Annotated in this window: 17 protein-coding genes; 11 read left to right on the top strand and 6 right to left on the bottom strand. The window is 64.0% G+C overall.

The window, feature by feature from the left end; all coding sequences use genetic code 11:
- Window positions 1–20 precede the first annotated feature (20 nt).
- Together IQ24_RS15525 and IQ24_RS15520 are read right to left on the bottom strand one after the other, a co-directional pair.
- Window positions 21–998: an XdhC family protein gene (locus IQ24_RS15525; protein WP_145399200.1), complete on the bottom strand. Its 978-nt coding sequence runs from the start codon at window positions 996–998 to the stop codon at window positions 21–23.
- 54 nt (window positions 999–1,052) lie between these two features.
- The gene (locus IQ24_RS15520) at window positions 1,053–2,495 is read right to left on the bottom strand and encodes an aldehyde dehydrogenase family protein (protein WP_158637545.1); all 1,443 of its coding nucleotides are present in this window, start codon (window positions 2,493–2,495) and stop codon (window positions 1,053–1,055) included.
- A gap of 116 nt (window positions 2,496–2,611) precedes the next feature.
- Between IQ24_RS15520 and IQ24_RS15515 the strand changes: the two genes are divergently transcribed.
- From IQ24_RS15515 to IQ24_RS15495, 5 genes are all read left to right on the top strand, one after another.
- On the top strand, window positions 2,612–3,400 hold the full coding sequence (locus IQ24_RS15515) for an SDR family oxidoreductase (RefSeq protein ID WP_145399198.1): 789 nt from the start codon (window positions 2,612–2,614) through the stop codon (window positions 3,398–3,400).
- A gap of 17 nt (window positions 3,401–3,417) precedes the next feature.
- Window positions 3,418–5,067 (top strand): thiamine pyrophosphate-binding protein, encoded by a 1,650-nt coding sequence (locus tag IQ24_RS15510; protein WP_145399197.1) that lies wholly within the window; start codon window positions 3,418–3,420, stop codon window positions 5,065–5,067.
- Window positions 5,068–5,080: 13 nt separating this feature from the next.
- Complete coding sequence (locus tag IQ24_RS15505) at window positions 5,081–5,413, top strand: cupin domain-containing protein (protein ID WP_145399196.1); 333 nt, start codon at window positions 5,081–5,083, stop codon at window positions 5,411–5,413.
- Window positions 5,414–5,469: 56 nt separating this feature from the next.
- A complete protein-coding gene (locus tag IQ24_RS15500) occupies window positions 5,470–6,156 on the top strand; it encodes a GntR family transcriptional regulator (protein ID WP_158637544.1) in 687 nt (228 codons plus the stop codon).
- A gap of 76 nt (window positions 6,157–6,232) precedes the next feature.
- Window positions 6,233–7,417: a diaminopropionate ammonia-lyase gene (locus IQ24_RS15495; RefSeq protein WP_145399194.1), complete on the top strand. Its 1,185-nt coding sequence runs from the start codon at window positions 6,233–6,235 to the stop codon at window positions 7,415–7,417.
- Between the two features lie 135 nt (window positions 7,418–7,552).
- Here IQ24_RS15495 and IQ24_RS15490 read toward each other — a convergent pair whose 3' ends face one another.
- Genes IQ24_RS15490 through IQ24_RS15480 form a run of 3 tightly spaced genes read right to left on the bottom strand, consistent with a single transcriptional unit; the run spans window position 7,553 to window position 11,252 of the window.
- Window positions 7,553–9,889 carry a xanthine dehydrogenase family protein molybdopterin-binding subunit gene (locus IQ24_RS15490; protein ID WP_145399193.1) on the bottom strand — a complete coding sequence of 779 codons (2,337 nt, stop codon included), beginning with the start codon at window positions 9,887–9,889 and terminating at the stop codon, window positions 7,553–7,555.
- Window positions 9,886–10,386, bottom strand: a complete 501-nt coding sequence (locus tag IQ24_RS15485; RefSeq protein WP_145399192.1) for a (2Fe-2S)-binding protein — start codon at window positions 10,384–10,386, stop codon at window positions 9,886–9,888. Before IQ24_RS15485 ends, IQ24_RS15490 begins: the two co-directional genes overlap by 4 nt.
- A complete protein-coding gene (locus IQ24_RS15480) occupies window positions 10,383–11,252 on the bottom strand; it encodes an FAD binding domain-containing protein (protein ID WP_145399191.1) in 870 nt (289 codons plus the stop codon). The genes IQ24_RS15485 and IQ24_RS15480 overlap by 4 nt, the downstream gene beginning before the upstream one ends.
- Window positions 11,253–11,428: 176 nt before the next feature.
- Between IQ24_RS15480 and IQ24_RS15475 the strand changes: the two genes are divergently transcribed.
- The 6 genes from IQ24_RS15475 (at window position 11,429) to IQ24_RS15450 (ending at window position 17,093) form a co-directional block, all read left to right on the top strand.
- Complete coding sequence (locus tag IQ24_RS15475) at window positions 11,429–12,427, top strand: TRAP transporter substrate-binding protein (protein WP_158637543.1); 999 nt, start codon at window positions 11,429–11,431, stop codon at window positions 12,425–12,427.
- A 68-nt stretch (window positions 12,428–12,495) separates the two neighbouring features.
- A complete protein-coding gene (locus IQ24_RS15470) occupies window positions 12,496–13,002 on the top strand; it encodes a TRAP transporter small permease (RefSeq protein ID WP_145399189.1) in 507 nt (168 codons plus the stop codon).
- A gap of 1 nt (window position 13,003) precedes the next feature.
- Window positions 13,004–14,314, top strand: coding sequence for a TRAP transporter large permease (locus tag IQ24_RS15465; RefSeq protein WP_145399188.1), 1,311 nt, complete (start codon window positions 13,004–13,006; stop codon window positions 14,312–14,314).
- A 32-nt stretch (window positions 14,315–14,346) separates the two neighbouring features.
- Window positions 14,347–15,618: an ArgE/DapE family deacylase gene (locus IQ24_RS15460; RefSeq protein ID WP_145399187.1), complete on the top strand. Its 1,272-nt coding sequence runs from the start codon at window positions 14,347–14,349 to the stop codon at window positions 15,616–15,618.
- A 66-nt stretch (window positions 15,619–15,684) separates the two neighbouring features.
- On the top strand, window positions 15,685–16,302 hold the full coding sequence (locus IQ24_RS15455; RefSeq protein ID WP_158637542.1) for an SRPBCC domain-containing protein: 618 nt from the start codon (window positions 15,685–15,687) through the stop codon (window positions 16,300–16,302).
- A gap of 383 nt (window positions 16,303–16,685) precedes the next feature.
- A complete protein-coding gene (locus IQ24_RS15450) occupies window positions 16,686–17,093 on the top strand; it encodes a hypothetical protein (RefSeq protein ID WP_145399185.1) in 408 nt (135 codons plus the stop codon).
- A 243-nt stretch (window positions 17,094–17,336) separates the two neighbouring features.
- On the opposite strand, the gene IQ24_RS15445 is transcribed toward IQ24_RS15450, so the two are convergent.
- Window positions 17,337–18,695 (bottom strand): MFS transporter, encoded by a 1,359-nt coding sequence (locus IQ24_RS15445; protein WP_145399184.1) that lies wholly within the window; start codon window positions 18,693–18,695, stop codon window positions 17,337–17,339.
- Window positions 18,696–18,848 lie beyond the last annotated feature (153 nt).

Below are 18,848 nucleotides of genomic sequence, written 5' to 3'. Positions count from 1 at the left end.
TTGGACGCCCGCAGGTGCTGTCAGCACAGTTCGATGGGATGATGCGCGGCTTCGGCCACGATCTCTGCGAGCACCGAGATCGCCAGCGTGCGCGGGTTGCGGGACGAGGGGATGAGGCCAATCGGCCCTCGGACCCGCTCAAGCGCGGCCGGGTCCGCGCCCTGTTCGCGCAGCCGCTCAAGCCGCATCACTTGCGTCGCGCGGCTGCCCTGAGCGCCGATATAGAAGCTGGGCGTGGCCAGAAGCCGGTTCAGGATCGCGGGTTCATAATCATGGTCGTGATAGAAAAGCACGCAGGCGGTTGCCGCGTCGATCTTCAGCCCGTTCAGCCCCGTCAGATGGTCAAGGCGGCTGGTCCGGCAACCCATGGCGGCGGCGACAGACAGGCTGCGCGCCTCATGCGAGAGCATCAGGTGATCATATCCCAAGCCCTGAACCAAAGCGGAAAAGACCGAGACTTCGGGGCCTGCGCCAAAGATCAGGAACTTCAGTCGGGGCGAGAAACTGATTCGCGCGCTGCCATCGGGGCAAAGGGTGAAGGGTGTCGCGGGCAGGGGGTCGGTCAGCGCCAGACGCCCCTGCGGGTCGATGCTCAGGCTGGTGGCGTGGCGTGCTGTCCGCCGGTTCTGAAGCTGGCGCAGCACGTCCAGATCGCGCAGGCGAAACAGCATCAGCTCGATGGCACCGCCGCAGGGCAGCACCAGATCCATGAAGGGTGAGCCCTTGCCATAGCGCAGCCTGCGGCAATGCCCGGTGCTGGCCCGCAGGTCGGCGGCCTGCACGATCAGGTCGGCCTCGATGCAACCCGAGCTGATTGCGCCCGCGAAGCGGCCATCGGCGGCGATGGCCATCATCGTCCCGGCGTTGCGATAGGCCGGGCCTTCGGTCGCGACCAGCAGGGCGACGATGGTGCCCTGGCCAAAGGTCAGCGCGGCCTCCCACGGGTCGCGGATGGCCGGATGCTCGGAGGTCTGAGGTTGAAGCAGGTCTGTCAGCATGCGCAATCTCCTACGGGAAAGGCATGGCCCCGAAGCAGGGCCATGCCGAGAGGGTCAGCCGAACCGGACGCAGACGTTCTTGATCTGCTGATAGGCGCCAATCGCCTCGAGGCCCTTTTCGCGGCCAAAGCCCGAAAGCTTGTAGCCGCCAAAGGGAAACTCGACGTCGAGCCCGATCCCGAACGAATTCACCCAGACCTGACCGACGCGCAGGTCCTGCGCCATGTGCATGGCGTGATCGATCGAGGCCGTATGCACGCCCGCGACAAGGCCGAAGTCCGAATCATTGGCGATGGCGACGGCCTCTTCGGCGGTGTCGAAGGGGATGACGCTGAGGATCGGGCCGAAGACCTCCTCCCGCGCGATCCGGGCGGTGTTGCTGATGCCGGTGACCAGCGCCGGGCGCACGAAGGCGCCGCCCGCCAGACCCGCCTCAAGGGGCAGGTTGCCACCCATCAGAAGCTGGCCCTCGGACTCGGCCAACTCATAGAAGCCCTCGACCTCGGCCTTGTGGCCGGCGTTGATGACCGGGCCCATGTCCGGATCGTCAAGCGCGCGACCGATGTTGATCTTGCGGATGTGGTCATGCAGGCGCGAGACGATGTCGTCATGCGCCTTGCGCTCGACCAACAGGCGGGTGCCTGCGTTGCAGACCTGCCCGGCATGCGTCAGGAAGCCACCCGCAATGATCGGCAGGGCCTTTTCCATATCGGCATCGGCGAACAGGATCTGCGGGGATTTGCCGCCCAGCTCCATATTGCAGGGGATGGCATGGGAGGCGGCTGCTTCAAGCACGCGCTGCCCCGTCGGGACCGAGCCGGTGAAGGTGATCTGATCGACGCCCCGGTGCCGCGCCAGCGCGTCGCCGATCAGCGACCCGCGCCCATTCACCAGGTTCACCTGACCGTCGGGCAGGCCCGCCTCCTGGCAGATCTTCAGGAACTCATAGGCGCTCAGCGGGGTGTCGCTGGCCGGTTTGATGACCACGGCACAGCCTGCGGTCAGGGCAGGGGCCACGCCGCGCGCGATCAGCTGGAAGGGATAGTTCCACGGAATGATCTGCAGCGAGACGCCAATCGCATCCTTGACCGTCCAGTCCACGATGCCGCGCCCCAGCGGGATCGAGGTGCCGTGCTGCTTGTCGGCCACGCCCGCGTAATATTCGAAGAAGCGGGCCGAGCAGTCGACCTCCCAATAGGCATCGCGCAGGGGCTTGCCGCTGTCGCGGCTTTCAAGGCGCGCGATGTCGTCCCGGCGCTCCAGCATCAGCTCTCCGATGCGGCGCAGGATGCGGCCGCGCTCGAACGGGCGCATGCGTGTCCAAGGGCCATTGTCGAAGGCGTGGCGCGCGGCGGCGACCACCTGGTCGACCTCGGTCAGGCCCGCGCGGGCAAAGGTGCCGATGACCTCGCCGGTCGAGGGATCGCGGGATTCGCCGATTCCATCGGACGCCTCCGCCAGTGTTTTTCCGCCAATCACGAGTGGTGCGTGATGCATCTGAGTGTTCCTCCTGTCGATTTCCATTATTGTATACACAAACTGAAATGCTGTAGACAAGAATTGAATTACTGTGTTAACTGACCGTGTTGGAAGGCCGAAGCGAGGGAGAGAAAATGGAAACCGGACTGAATGGGACGCGGGCGCTGGTGACTGCCGGGGCGCGTGGGCTTGGGAGAGCCTCGGCACTGGCGCTGGCCGCCGAAGGCGCACGGGTCGCGGTGGCGGGGCGCAACCTTGACACCATGTCGGACCTTGCCGACGAACTGCGCGGGGCAGGTGCCAGCGAGGTGCTGCTGGTCCGGATCGATCTGGCCGAGCCCGAGACCATCACCGCAGGGGTGCGGCAGGTCGTCGATGCCTTCGGCGGGCTGGATGTTCTGGTCGCCAATACCGGCGGGCCGTCCTCGGGGCCGTTCCTCGATTTTGATCGCGGCGCGTGGCAATCGGCGCTGGATGAGACCTTCCTGCCGCTCATTGACCTCTGCCATGCGGCGCTGCCGTCGCTGCGCGTCTCGGGCCGGGGGCGGATCATTTTCGTGACCACGGTGGGCGTCAAGATCGTGCAGCCGAACATGGTGCTGTCGGATTCGATCCGCCTTGCCATGGTCGGCATGGCCAAGTCGCTGTCGATCGAATTTGCCGAGGAAGGCGTCACCGTCAACTGCCTCTGCCCCGGACCCTTCGGCACCGACCGGATGGAGTATCTGGTCACCTCCTCGATGGAGCGGGACGGGCTGAGCCGGACCGAAGCCGAAGCCCTGTGGCTTAGCGAGGTTCCGGTCGGAAAATTCGGCGATCCCAAGGACTTCGGCGCCATGGTTGCGCTTCTTGCCTCGGATCGAGGCTCATTCATCACCGGCACGGCGATCGCTCTCGACGGCGGCAAGTCGCGCGCCTACTGACAACGGGGAAAAGCAAGATGCTTGATAACACAAGACAGGCCGATGGCGGGACCGCGCTGGTCGCATGGCTGAAGGCTGCGGGCACCGAACATGTGTTCTCGGTCTCGGGCGGGCCGATCAATCCGGTCTATCGCGCCTGCGCCGAACTGGGCGTGCAGCTGGTCCATTGCCGGCACGAGGCCGCCGCCTGCTATATGGCCGAGGCGCGCTCTCGGGTGACGGGAAAGCTGGGCGTCGCCATGGTGACCCTTGGGCCGGGCGTGACCAATGCCGCGACCCCGGCCATCGTGTCGCATCTGGGAGGCACGCCGCTGCTGATCATCGGGGCGCAGTCCAGCACGGCGGTCACCGATCGCGGCGCGGGCATGACCTATGACGTGCTGCCCGCCATGCGGGCGGTGACGAAATGGGCCGCGCGCTGCACCGATCCACGGCGGTTGCAGGAATATCTGGACATGGCATGGCGCCACATCTGGGCAGGCCGTCCGGGTCCGGTCTTTCTGGAAGTGCCGACCGACATCCTGCATGCGCCCGTCGAAGAACATTACCGCGACCAGCTGCCTGCCGCGCCTGCCAATCCCGGCCTGCCGGGGATCTGCGCAGGCGACCGTGCGGCCTTCGAGACGCTGCTGGCGCAATCGAAGCGGCCGGTGCTGCTGCTGGGCGATGATGTCTTCTTCAACCGCAGCGACCGTCTGCAGGAAGCCATCGAAAAGCACAGCATCCCGTTCTTCACCCTGCGTCTGGCACGCGGCGCGGTCGATGAACGCCATCCGCTTTGCGCGGGTCCGGGCTATGTGCCCTGCAACGCCGCCCTGCGCCGCGCGCTGGAAGAGGCGGATTGCGTGATCCTGGTCGGGCATCATTTCGAGTTCGACCTTGGTTTCGGTGACAGCATCGGCAAGGCGACCAAGGTGGTCCAGATCGCGACCGATGCCGCGATCCTGCACCGCAACCGCCGGGCGGATATCGCCTTCAACACCTCGGCCTTCCATTTCCTGTGGGTGCTGGCCGAGGCAAAGGCCGCGCCGGTCGATCAGACCTGGGCGAAGGGGTTGGTCGCCGAATGGCGGGCCGAGCACGCCGCCCAGGCGGGCGAGGATGCGGCCGAAGGGCTGCATCCGATCAACGCCATCGATGCGGTGACGGCGGTCGCGCCCGATGACACGATCTTCGTTACCTCGCATGGCAACGTCGATTTCTGGGCGGATGCGCGCATTCAGGTCAAGGCACCGGGGCGCTACCTTCGCGCGGGCCAGTCGGGCACGCTGGGGGCCGAGCTTCCCTATGGCCCCGGCGCACGGCTTGCCGATGGCAAGGCTCCGGTCATCGTCTTTGTGGGCGATGGCGGCGTGGGTTTCCACGCGACCGAACTCGACACCGCCGCGCGCTATGACGCGCCCTTCATCACCGTCGTTCTGGATGATGAAATGTGGGCCGCGATCTCGCTTCCGCAGGAAATGACCTATGGCGAAACCTGGGAAATGAAGCTGCCGCGCCGCGACTGGGCGGCGGTGGCCGAGGCTCTGGGCGGCAAGGGCTATCACGCCAGCACGGCCGAGGAAATCGGTCAGGCGATCAAGGACGCCATCGCCTCGGGCAAGCCTGCCGTCGTGCAGGTTCCGGTGCGCAGCGTCATCAGCCCCTACATGAAATTCATCTCGTAAGGACAGGAAAATCATGCAAATCTGGAAAGACGGAGCTGCTGAAGGCTTCACCCCTCCGAACCATTTCGGCAATCTCAAGACGCTGGATGTGGTGCCCTTCAAAGGCAACAATTTCGCCGTGCAGGTGTCGCGTGCCCCCAAGGGGGGCGGCGGCGAGCTTCACAGCCACGACGACTGGTCGCAGGTGTTTTTCGTGATGCAGGGGGAACTGACCTTTGACACGGGCAGCGAACGCTTTACCCTCAAGGCGGGCGAGGCGGTGCTTTTCGAACCGACAGATCCGCATTACACCATCAATGAGGCGGATCAGGACTCGGTCAGTCTGGTGATTACGGTCCAGCAATAGGACCGGACCGGCGCGGGCACCTGAAAGCAATGTACCGTATTGATAAGGCAGTGATTTTGCGGCAGAAAGCAGAAGCTAAGGTTTCCTCCGAGAAGATCGTCCAGATCCTTGAAGATGACATTCTGGGCGGAACGCTGCGCCCCGGCGAAAAGCTTGACGAACAGAGCCTGGCGAACAGGTTCAGCGTCTCGCGGACCCCGGTGCGCGAGGCGATCCGGCAGTTGGCCGCGAATGGCCTGATCGAGATCCGCCGGAATATGGGCGCGACGGTCCGGCAGCTGACCGCGGGCGAGGTCGTCGACATGTTCATGGTTCTGGCCGAGCTTGAGGGTCTGGCCGCGCGACTTTGCGCGCGCCGGATGACCATGGCCGAGATCGATGAGGCGAAGGCGCGCAACGACGACTGTCTGCGGGCGGCTGAAACCGGCGATCAGGTTGCGTTTCTGGAAGCGAACAATGCCTTTCACGACGTGCTTTTGCGCGGCACCCGCAGCGCCTATCTTGCGACCGAGGCCGCGCGCCTTGGCCGCAGGCTGGCGGCCTATCGCCGGGTCATCACCCATCCCCGCCAGATGATGAGTTCGCATGCCGAGCATCAGCGCATCATCGCCGCCATCTCTCAGGGCGAAGAGGATGTGGCGCAGGCCGCGATGCGGACCCATGTGGACGTGATCGCTGGTTCTGCCGCCGACATCGTCCTTGCGCTTGAGGCGAACGCGGCCCCGCTCAGCGCCACGCGCTAGGACCTGCCGATCCATCAGAAATCATCCCGCCGGAGCGATCCGGCGACATCTCACGCATGTCCAAGGAGGAGACGACATGACTGCTTCCCGACTGGTATCGAATGCCATGGCGGGCCATGGAAAGGCCCTGACCGAAACCGAACAGCTGATCGCCGGAAAGACCGGCCCGGCGCAGGTTCGCGCCATGCTGGATGCCTTCCCCGATTATGGGCCGACGCCGCTGGTGTCGCTGGCGGGACCGGCGGCGGAACTGGGCCTTGCCTCGGTCCAGATCAAGGACGAAAGCGGGCGCTACGGGCTGGGCAGCTTCAAGGCGCTTGGCGGGGCCTATGCGGTCGCGCGGTTGCTGCGCGCGGAACTGTCGAAGCGGCTGGGCCGCGATGTCGCCCCGGCCGAGCTGTTGACGCCCGAGATGCGGGCAATGGCCGCTGAGCTGACCGTCTGCTGCGCGACGGACGGCAACCACGGCCGTTCGGTCGCGTCAGGTGCGCGGGCCTTTGGCTGCAAATGTGTGATCTATATCCACGCAGGCGTCAGCAAGGGCCGGGAAGAGGCGATTGCCAGCTTCGGCGCCGAAATGCGCCGCATCAAGGGCAACTATGACGACTCGGTCGCCGAGGCGCGCGACGTTGCTGCTCGCGAGGGCTGGCTTCTGGTCTCGGACTTCTCGTCCGAGGGCTATGAGGAGATTCCGGGCCTTGTGATGCAGGGCTACACGATCATGATGGATGAGATCCTGGCGGCTGCCGATCAGCCCTTCACCCATGTCTTCGTGCAGGCGGGTGTGGGCGGTCTTGCGGGCGTCGTTTGCGGTTATCTGCATGACGTTCTGGGCGGTAAGCGCCCGGTCAGCGTGGTCGTCGAGCCTGATCTTGCGCCCTGCATTCAGGAAAGCGCCAAGGCGGGCAAGCCCATCGCCGTTCCGGCAGGCGCGTCCACCATCATGGCGATGCTGGAATGCTATGAGCCGTCGCTGGCCGCCTGGCGCATCCTTGAGAAAACGGCCGATCACTTCATGCTGATTTCCGAGGATGAGGCGCTGGCCGGTCTGCGGTCGCTGGCGCAACAGCGAGACGGCGCGCGCGGGCTGGTGATCGGCGAATCCGGAGCCTCGGGCTTTGCCGCGCTGGTGGTGGCGGCGAAGGATCCGACGCTGCGGGCGACGCTGGGCCTCGACCAGAATTCGCGCGTCCTGTTGATCGGGACCGAGGGCGCGACCGACAAGGCCGTTTACGAGGCGCTTCTGAAAGAAGACGCCTGATCCCGACGGAACCCCCTGAGGGAACTTGCCCGGCACCCAAGGTGCCGGGCTTTTTTGTGCGCACCGGAACGGGATCGCAACAAAAAACGCCGGATTGCTCCGGCGTTTTCCATGTGGCGTTTAGACAGTCGGGGCTCAGACGCCCTTTGCGTCCTGCGCCATGTGCCAGATCGCACTGGCGGTCAGGGGCGTCTCGCGGACCTCAAAATCCAGCGCATTGGTCACGGCATTGGCCAGCGCCGCAGGCGGGCCGATGGCCCCGCCCTCGCCAAGCCCCTTGGCCCCAAGGGGCGTCAGCGGGGTCGGGGTCTCGATGTGATGCACCTCGATCATGGGCATCTCGGGGGCCTGCGGCATCAGGTAATCGGCAAAGCTGGTGGTCAGCGGCTGGCCTTCCTCGTCATAGACGAAATGCTCGCACAGCGCCGAGCCGATGCCCTGCACGACGCCACCCCGCACCTGACCGTCGACGACCAGCGGGTTGATGATCGTGCCGCAATCCTCGACCACGACGAAGCGGCGGATCTTCATCTTGCCGGTCGGCACGTCGATCTCGACCACGGCGGCATGGACCGCGTTCGAATAGGTGCCGTCCTTCGGCCCGTCGACGCTGGCCTCGGCGGCAAGGCCGGGGGACATGCCTTCGGGCAGGCGGTCGATGTTGCGCAAGGCCGAGCGCGCGACATAGCCGATGTCGACGCCGGTTTCCGGCCGGTCGCGCAGGAAGGCACGGTTGTCGGCCAGCTCGACATGCTCGGGCGAAGCCTGCAGCAGATTGGCTGCGATCAGCTTCAGCTTGGTGCCGATCTCGGTCGCGGCGACATGCACGGCCCCGCCGCCCAGAGGGCCGCCGCGGCTGCCCCATGTGCCGACGGAATAAGGCGCGCTGGTGTCGCCATGGCGCACGAAGACCCGGTCGGGCGTCACGCCAAGCGCATCGGCGGCGACCTGCGCCATGGTCGTCTCCATCCCCTGACCGTGGCTTTGCAGGCCAAGGTCGATCAGCACCTCGCCATCCGGCATCATCTCGATCCGGGCGGCGACATAGCCTGTCTCGATGGGCACGCGACGACGGGTAAAATCGGGCGTGCCATGCGCGGTCTGCTCGATGAAGCAGGCGACGCCGACGCCGATCCGGGTCTTGGGATCGGTCCGGCTGGCCTTCGCCGCCGCGATGTCATCCTGCAGCAGATCGCGCATCCGCAGGAGCGATTCCTCGTAGGAACCCGGGTCATAGGTAAAGCCCAGCACGTTGCGATAGGGGAATTCGCGGATGATGTTCTTCAGCCGGAACTCGATGGGATCCATGCCGATCTCGCGCGCGATGTCGTCCATCAGCCGCTCTTGCGAGAAAACGGCCGAGGGGCGCGCGACGCCGCGATAGGTGCCCAGCGGGCATTTGTTCGAGGCAAGGCCCCGGAACGTCGCCTCATAGGCCTGAAAATCATAGGGGCCGGGCATCACTTTCGCCGCCATGCCGGGATCGCCCGCGGCGGTGAAGGGATAGGTCGAATAGGCCCCGACATCGACCGTGATATCGGCCCAGAGCCCCAGCAGACGCCCCTCGGCCGAGACATAGGCCTCCAGCGTGTGCAGGTGATCGCGCGCGTGGATCGAGGCCAGCAGGTTCTCGCGCCGGTCCTCGATCCATTTGACGGGGCGACCAGTCTTCATGGCGCACCAGGCCAGCAGCACCTCCTCGCCAAAGACCTGGCCCTTGACGCCGAAGCCGCCGCCGACATCCGGGGCGATGACCCGGATGCGGCTTTCGGGCAGGCCCAGCTCCTCGGCGATATAGGTGCGCACCAGATGCGGCATCTGGGTCGAGGACCAGACGGTCAGCACGCGCATCGACTGGTCGTATTCGGCGATGACGCCGCGCCCTTCCATCGGCACGCCGGTCTGGCGCTGGTTGCGATAGGTGCGGCGGATCACATGCGCAGCACCGGCACGCGCTGCCGCCAGATCGCCCCCGGCCATCTGGCGTTCGACCCAGACGTTGCTTTTCCAGCCGTCGAACAGCGGCGGCAGGGCAGGGTCCTGGGCCTGCTCCATTGTCGCGATGACGGGCAGGAAGTCGAAATCGGGGAACACCATCTCGGCCGCGTCCTCGGCCTGATAGGCGTCCTCGGCCAGCACGGCGGCGATGGGTTCGCCCACGAAACGCACGCGGTCGGTCGCGAGCAGGGGTTGCTCGGCATATTGCATCTCGGGGTAGTCCTGATGCGCCTTCATCGACAGCGCGCCGGTGTCCTTGCCGGTAAAGACGATGGTGCCGGGGAACATGTCCTCGACCATCGAGGTATCGACCTCCAGAAGCTTCGCATGCGCCACCTGAGAGCGGACGAATTTCAGATGCAGGCAGTTGTTGGGCCGGATGTCGTCGATATAGCGGGCACGGCCCGACAGCAGGCGCGGATCTTCCAGCCGCTGGATGCGGGCGCCGAGGTGGCGGGGATTTTCGGGTTTCATTGGCCTGTCCCCTGCGAGCGGAGGCCCTGGCCGATGGTGTCCTGCACGGCCTCGACAATGCCCTGATAGCCGGTGCAGCGGCAGATATTGCCGCTCATCGCGTCGCGGATCTCGGCTTCGGGGGGCATGGTGCCTTCGCGGACCTTGGCGTCGACGAAGGGCACCAGCGCCATCAGGAAGCCCGGCGTGCAATAGCCGCATTGCAGTCCGTGATGCTTGCGGAAAGCCTGTTGCAGGGGATGGGTGGCATCGGTGCCGCCCAGCGATTCCACCGTCTCGATGGTCTTGCCGTCGCATTGCACGGCGAAGGTCAGGCAGGACAGGCGGGGCGCGCCGTCGACATGCACGGTGCAGCAGCCGCAGGCGCCATGCGCACAGCCGATATGGACGCCATGCAGCCCGCAATCCTCGCGCAGGACATCGGCCAGAAGGCGGCGCGGCTCGACCGCGAGGGCGTGGCCCTTGCCGTTGACGGTCAGTTCGATCTTGTTCTTCATTTCATTCCCATCGCTTGGTCGCGTGCGCGCTGCAGCGTGCGGCTGGCCAGCTCTCCGATCAGGTTGCGGCGGTATTCGGCGCTGGCGCGGAAATCGCCCGAGGGCGAGACCATGGCCGTCACCTTCTGCCCGAAAGCCACCGGGTCCAGCGCCGACAGCGGCTGACCTGCCGCCCCGGCCTCCAGTTCGGTCATGCGGATCGGCACCATCCTTGCACCGCCGCAGACGGTGGCCAGACGCCTGACGCGCGTGCCGTCATGTTCCAGCCGCACCCCGAATGAGCCGATGGCGAAATCGCCAAGGCGTTCGCCCACTTCGTCGAAGGTGCCGACATGGGGGCCGGTGGGTTTGGGAAAGATCACCTCGACCAGCAGCTCACCGGGCTGAACATCGGTGACATAGGCGCCTTTCAGGAAGTCCACCGCCGCAACCTCGCGCCGCCCCCCGGTCGAGGCCAGAACAATGCGCGCGTCATGCAGCACCGCCATCGCGGCCAGCTCGGCCGTGGGGTCGGCGTGGCAGAGGCTGCCGCCGATCGAGCCGTTCCGCCGGATCGTCGGATGGCCGATCCAGTGCACCGCCTCAAGCATCGCGGGCAGGTGTCGCGCGATCAGCGGATGGGTCAGATAGGTCTCGTGCCGGACCAGCGCGCCGATGCGGATTGTGTCCGCGTCCTCTTCGATCCGGGCCATGTCCAGATGGTTCACGTCGACCAGATGGGCCGGGCGGGCAAGGCGAAGATTCATCATCGGAACAAGGCTTTGCCCGCCCGAGATCGGGCGGCCATCCTCGCCATGTTCGGCCAGCAGCGCAAGCGCGTGCTCGATCGTTTCCGCGCGGTGATAGGCGAACTCTGTCGGTCGCATACCGCTCCTCCTTCGGCTGTGACGTTCGGATGCTCAGTAGCACATGAGATCAAAACTATGAGGCATCAAAATTGTATGCAAGATAAAAAACTTTGTAGACAGAAATGAAGTTCAAGTATTACGATCCCCCTCAATACGCCAGAGGAGTGGCGGATTTATTGGGGAGGAATCATCTTATGACCTGGTCGAAAATCGCGATGGCCGGCGGCCTTGCGCTTTTGTTTTCAACCACTTCATCGCTTGCCGAGGTTCAGTTGCGGATGGTCGGGGCCTGGGCGCCGGGCTTTTCGCCCACCGCCGAGATCGGCAAGAACTTCATGGAAAACGTCAATCGACTGGGCGAAGGCAAGGTCAAGATCAACTATCTTGGCGCCGATGACATCCTGCCGCCGCTGGACCAGCCCGAGGCCTTGGTGAACGGCGTCTTCGACGTCTGGTTCGGCGCACCGAACTATTGGGCGGGCGTGGTGCCGGGCGGTGATGTGACCGAGCTTTCGCCCGCGCGCATCCCCGATGGCGGGCCGGGTTCGGAGATCTATGAATTTCTGGTCAAGGCCTTTGCCGCCAAGGGCGTGCGCTATCTGGGCCATGCCGCGGGCGATGTCGGCGTCGGCTCTCATTACATGGTCACGACCTTCCCGGTCAGCTCGATTGACGATCTGAGCGGCAAGCCGGTCCGCGTCACGCCGCTGTCGCGCCATTTCGTGCAGGCCGCCAAGGCTGAATCCGTGACCCTGCCGCCCGCCGAGATCTTCCTTGCGCTGGACCGGGGCACCGTCAGGGCGATGACCTGGCCGATTGCCGATGCCTTCACCCGCTACGGCTGGCAGGACGTCACCAAATACATGATCGACCAGCCCATGTACCGCTCGGGCGGGGGGCTGGCGATGAACCTCGACAAATGGGACAGCCTCGAACCTGACGTGCAGGAGATCCTGCTGAAAGCCGTCGGCGAGACGCAGGAATTCGCCCAGACCTGGTTTGCAGACAATCAGGCCGAGCAGGTGGATCTGATGAAGAAGGCCGGGATGGAGGTCGTCGCACTTTCCCCCGAAGAGGCGAAACGCTGGAACGACACGGCGGTCTCGGCGCTGTGGGATTATTACGGCACGATCTATTCGGGTGAGCAGATCGCCCAGATCAAGGCGATGTTCGACGCGGCAGCAGCCCAGTGAACCGCAAGGCCGCCGTGACACGGCCATGCCACGGCGGCCGCCAAGGCAACTCTCGTCAGGAACACATCATGCGTGGACTCGAGCGGGCCTATGACAGGCTCATCAATACAATGGGATGGATCGCAGGGTCGATCCTGATTCTTCTAATGCTGGCGACCGTGCTGAAGGTCGCATTGCGGCTGTTCTTCGGTCACGGGCTTCTGGGCATCGACCAGATCAGCGGCATCATGATGGTCTGGATGACCTTCCTGGGCGCGGCCTGGGTGCTGCGCGAGGGCGGACATGTCGCCGTCGACATCCTGACCTCGAACCTGACCGGCAACACCGCGCGCGTAGCCGCGCTGATTGCGGCGGTCACCGGCACGATCGTCTGTCTGGCGGTCGCCTGGTTCGGCTTTCAGGCGGTGATCACCTCGCTGCGCCGTGGCGTCGTCGTCGCGGCCGAGCTTGAGATCCCGCGTGCCGTCAACCTGATCCCCATTCCCTTCGGCGCCCTGCTGATGGGGCTCGAGTTCATGCGGCAGGCCATCAACATCTGCCGTGGAGAGATCCCCGTAACCGCAGGAGCGCACTGATATGGAATGGTGGGTATTTCTCTCTGGCTTCTTCGTCGGCCTGACCACGCTGATGCTGATCGGCATTCCGGTCGCCATCGCCTTCCTCTTGGTCAATATGGTCGGGGTCTATCTGCTCTGGGGCGGTTTCGGCGGCTTCAACCAGCTTGTGCTGTCCATCGACAGCTCCATCTCGACCTTTATCCTTGTCCCGATCCCGATGTTCATCCTGATGGGGTCGATCATGTTCCACTCGGGCGTGGCCATGCGGATGATCAAGGTGATCGACCAATGGCTGGGGTTCATCTCGGGCCGTCTGGCGGTGCTGACCGTCGGTGCGGGCGCGGTGCTTGCGACGCTGACCGGTGTCGCCATGGGCTCGGTCGCGATGCTGGGCTCGACCCTGACGCCCGAGATGGAGAAGCGCGGCTATGCCCGTTCGCTGGCCATCGGGCCGGTGCTGGGCAGCGGCGCGCTGGCGATCCTGATCCCGCCCAGCACGCTGGCGATTGTTTTGGCCTCGGTCGGCGGGTTCTCGGTGGCGAAGACGCTGGTCGCGATTGTCGTGCCGGGCATCCTGCTGGCGCTGATGTATGTCACCTATATCGTCATCCGCGTGAAGCTGCGCCCGCAGGATGCGCCGCAATATGAGGTTGAGCAGGTTTCGCTGAGCGTGAAGATCCGCGACACCTTCCTTTACCTGCTGCCGCCCCTGTCGATCATTGTGCTGATCATTGCGGGCATCTTCTCGGGCGTCGCCACGCCCACCGAATCCGCCGCGCTTGGCACCTTTGCCGCCTTCGTTCTTGCGGCCTGCTATGGCGAACTCAGCCCGGCCAAGCTGAAGCTGTCGCTCTTGTCGGCGACCAAGCTGACGGTGATGATCCTGATCATCCTGACCGGCTCGGCCAGCTTCAGCCAGCTTCTCAGCTTCTCGGGCGCGACCTCGGCGATCACCTCATGGGCGACGGCGCTGGATGTCTCCAGCATCACGCTGATGATGATGATGATGTTCCTGGTGCTGGTCATCGGCATGTTCATCGAACAGACCTCGATCGTGCTGGTCACCATGCCGATCTTCCTGCCGATCATCCATGCGATGGGCTGGGACCCGATCTGGTTCGCGGTGGTGATGATGGTCAACCTCGAGCTGGCGACGATCACTCCGCCGGCAGGCCTGTCGCTGTTCGTGATGAAGGGGGTGGCCCCTCCAGACACGACCATGGGCGACATCTACCGCGCGGCGCTGCCCTTCATCCTCATCAACATCCTTCTGATGGCCATCATGATCGCCTTCCCGCAGATCGCGCTGTGGCTGCCATCGAAAATGTAACTGACTGAATAACATCAAGGAGTCCTGATAACATGTCCACGACCGTCAGAGAGAAGGTCCTGTCCAAGATCGACGAGAAGCGCGATCATGCGATTGGCTTCCTCCAGGATATGGTGCGCATCCCCAGCGTGACCGGTGACGAGGCCGCGATCCAGAAATTCGTGTCCGAATACATGAGCCGGATCGGCCTTGACGTCGACATGTGGGAGACGGACTGGGAAGAGCTGAAGGCGCATCCCGGCTATCGCCCCGTGGCGCGCGGATATGAAGGCCGCCCGAACATCGTCGCGACCCGCAAGGGTTCGGGCGGGGGCCGCTCGCTGCTCTTGAACGGGCACACCGACGTCATCCCCGTCGGCAATGGCGAGGGCTGGTCGGACGACCCCTGGTCGGGCCTGATCCGCGAGGGGCGCATCTATGGTCGAGGCGCATGCGACATGAAAAGCGGGGTCGCGGCGCATATTCTGGCGCTGGAATACATCCGCGACGCCGGGATCACGCTGAAGGGCGATGTGATGATCAACGTGGTCATCGATGAGGAAGTGTCCGGCCACGGCACCCTCGACACGGTGATCCGGGGCTACAAGGCGGATGCGGGCATCTCGGGCGAGACCAGCGATCTGGCCGTCCAGCCCGCCTGCATCGGTCGCATCTGGTTCGAGATCGCGGTGCAAGGCAAGCCCGCAGGCATCCAGCAGCGCTATCTGGGGATCTCGGCCATCGATCTTGGCAACAAGGTCGTGGCGGCGGTCAAGGAGCTGGAGGATCACCGCGTGGCGACCGTCCGTCACCCGCTTTACCCCAATGCGCTGGACTCGCTTCCCTGCATGATCGGCAGCTTCCAGGCGGGCAACTATCCCAGTGCCTTCCCGGACACCGCGCTGCTGAAAGGCAGCATCGGCACCGTCCCGGGCGAGGATCATGAGGGCGTCAAGCAAAGCCTGCGCGACAAGATTGCCGCGCTGGCCGAAAGCGACCCCTGGATGAAGGACCACCCGCCGGTCGTGCGGTTCGTGGGTTATGATGCCGAGGCCTCGGAAATCGACGTGGCCCATCCCATCGTGACGCTGCTGTCGCAGGTCCATACCGAGATCACCGGGCAGCAGCCCGTCATCAGCGGACGGCAGGGGGCGGCGGATACGCGCTTTCTGAATTCCTACGGCCAGACGCCGACGGTCATCTATGGCCCCGGTTCGACCGCGGTGATGCATTCGAACGATGAATATGTCTCGATTGACGATTATGTCACGGCAATCAAGGTCATGGCGCTTTGCATCTGCGATTGGTGCGGCGTCGAGGAATAAGCAAACCGGCAGGCGTTCGCGCGGATGTGGGCGCCTGCCTTGATATCTGGAAGGGAGGAGTTGAGGATGGCCAAGATCCAGCAGAAATTCAACGTCAGGCACCCGCGCGCGGTCGTCTGGGACACGATGCAGGACATTCCGCTTGTGGTGTCCTGCGTGCCCGGCGCGTCGCTTGATGGTCCGGTCGTCGAGGACAAGGCCAAGGGCCGCGTCACCGTCAAGCTGGGGCCGGTCAAGGCCGATTTCGGGGGCGAGGCGACCATTGCCATGGATCCGTCCGCATTCGCGGGCAAGATCGCGGGTGTGGGGATGGACAAGAGTCATGCCTCGCGCGCCAAGGGGGATGTGACCTATCATCTGGAAAGTCCGTCGCCGGATGTGACGACCGTGGTGGTCGAGGTCGAGTATACGCTGTCAGGATCGCTGGCTCAGGTCGCGCGCGGCGGCATCGTCGAGGCAGTGGCCGAGCAGATCTGCATGGACTTCGCCGCGAATCTTGAGGCCGAGATCCAGGCCAATGCAGAGGCGGCGGCCCCCGTCGCGGCATCCGCCGAGGGTGAGCCTGCCGAACCGGCGGTCGAGCGTCCGGTGGCGCGCCGCGCGCAAAGCAGCGAGTTGAACATGGTCCAGATCATCTGGCGCATGCTGCGCCGCAAGCTGGGCCGGATGTTCGGCCGCGCCTGAATTGACCGAGATCTGAAAGAAATGACGCGCCTCTGGCGCGTCTTTTTTTTAGGGCGGGATTGCCCCGCGCGAAGTTCTCCGAGCGTTGACCTGGCCCGCAGGGTCAGGTGTTTGCGGAACGGGCAGATGAATTACGCCAGAGATTTTTGTCTCGAGAGGCGCCAACTGGTGGCTCAAACTGGTGCGAACGTCGGGCATATCCGCCCCAAGCACCAACTAAGGCTTACTTGCTGCGCCAGATAGTGAACGTCCGCTTGTGGGGCGAAGCTGTTATTCGTCTGGCACGTAAATATCTATCGAACCTAGGGTGAAGAGAGCGCTTGAACGGAGCCTTCTTCTCATCTCTATTGGGGCCTCACGCCCACCTTATCGGAATTTCCAGAATGATGAATTACATGCCGTCCTCCAGCGCGTCGGCACGCATCCGCGTAGCAATCGCTTTTTCAGTCGCAACCCTGACGCTCGGCGCTTGTGCCTCCAGTTCCGATCTCGCCCGATCGAACCCCAATTATTTTAAGGCGGACATTTCTACGAGTGGGCTGAGCGGCACTTACAATCCCGCAGGATTCAAGACCGCTGAAGTGCGCGATCTTCTGGCGTCCAATTGCAAGGGAAAGAAACTTGCAGGTTACTCTGAAAAAACGAGCGACGGGCTGACCGCTTTTACCGCGACTTGTCAGGGCGGCGCTGTCGCGTTCGGCGGAAATATGGAATTCCAGCGGGCTGGCGGTCAGGTAATTTCCGAAGGCCTGCTCTACGATGAGAGCGGCAATATCTCGAAGTCCAAGTAGCCCCCGCTTTCATGAGCATGTTATAAACCATTAATGGATGACGACTCCAAGCACGGCGCGATTACCTGTCCGCCGTGCTTGCTGCTGATCGCAGACGGGACATCACAGACGTCCGCAGCCAAACCATTGCAGATGACGGGCTTGGCTCTTTTTTGTCGAACCCGTGCTCCCCCAGCCTCAACCGAAAAGCTGCACCTTGGAGAACCTCCCCAAGATGCAGCTCTGCTTTCACAGATCGCCGGATCAGCGTGAGATCGTGGCGGTCTTCACCGGCTCGTCGGCCTCCGGCAGGAAGGACGACGAGGGTAGGGGATCGTGGCCACTCTCATCGAAGGAGGCGGGCATCCGTCCGCGCAGGATCAGGACCGAGCAGACGCTCAGCAAGGCCATGCCAGCCATGTACCAACCGATGGCATGGGCGCCATAACTGGCCTTCAGCTCGGTCGCGACGATGGGGGCCAGCGCGCCGCCGAAGATGCCGCCGAGGCTATAGGACAGCGCTGCGCCGGTGTAGCGGACATTGGGCTTGAACAGCTCGGGCAGGTAGGCACCCATCGGGCCGAAGATGCCACCCATGATGGCCAGCGTCCCCGACATGGCCAATGCGATGATCAGCGTGTTGCGGGTGTCGAGCATCTGGAAGAAGAACAGCGACCAGACCGCAGCGACCAGAGCCGATGTGATGATGACCTGCGACCGGCCGAAACGATCGCTCAGCATGCCGCAGTAAAGCGTCGAGGCACCCATCGCCAACACCGCGAACATGGTCAGCGCCAGCATGGTCGAGCGGTCATAGCCCAGCACATCGACGCCGTAGCTCAGCCCGAAGGTGCCGGTGGTGAAGAACAGCACATAGGTGATCGCCGTGGCCATCCCTCCCAGGACAACCTGCAGCGCCTGCGTCCGCATCACGTCGATCATCGGTGATTTTGACTGTTTTTCCTGGTTCAGGACCTTCTGGAAAACAGGCGTTTCTGCAATCGTCAGGCGGATATACAGCCCGAACATGATCAGCACGCTGCTAAGCAGGAAGGGAATGCGCCACCCCCATGAGAAGAACTGCTGATCGCTGAGCGTGATGGTCAGCAAGAGGAAGATCCCGTTCGACAGCAGAAAGCCCGGCGCGCTGCCCAGCTGCGGCAGGGCGCCATAAAGGCCGCGCTTGCCCTTGGGCGCATATTCCGTCGCCAGAAGCGCCGCGCCGCCCCATTCGCCGCCAAGGCCGAAGCCCTGGGCAAAGCGCAGCGCGCAAAGGGCAACGGGGGCCATCAAGCCGATGGAGTCGTAGGTCGGCAGAAGCCCGATCAGGACCGTCGCCACCCCCATGGTCAAAAGCGAGGCCACCAGCATCGCCTTGCGCCCGATCCGGTCCCCGAAATGCCCGAAGACCACAGCACCCAGCGGTCGTGACACGAAGCCCACGGCGAAGGTCGCGAAGGATGCGATGGTGCCCGTGACGGGGTCCAGCGTGGGAAAGAAGATGGTCTTGAAGACCAGAGCAGCGGCAATTCCGTAGATGTAGAAATCATAAAACTCGATCGTCGTCCCGACCAGACTTGCGATGGCAACCCTGGTCCGGGTGACTTCCCCGGATTTTGACATGACAGTTCCTCCCTGTGTGTGTCGGGGCGGCAGTGCTTTTCCTGCGCTGCTTGCCCCCGGTGTTCCGGCGGGCTCTCAGGCCCGGCAGGAACGATGCGGCGTATTGGTGGCTGACCTTTGGCTGGGGCTGTGCTGGCTGCGTGGCGTTTTTTC

The organism is Paracoccus sulfuroxidans, assembly GCF_007830335.1.
Lineage (GTDB): Bacteria > Pseudomonadota > Alphaproteobacteria > Rhodobacterales > Rhodobacteraceae > Paracoccus > Paracoccus sulfuroxidans.
This window is presented reverse-complemented; position numbering and strand designations above follow the sequence as displayed.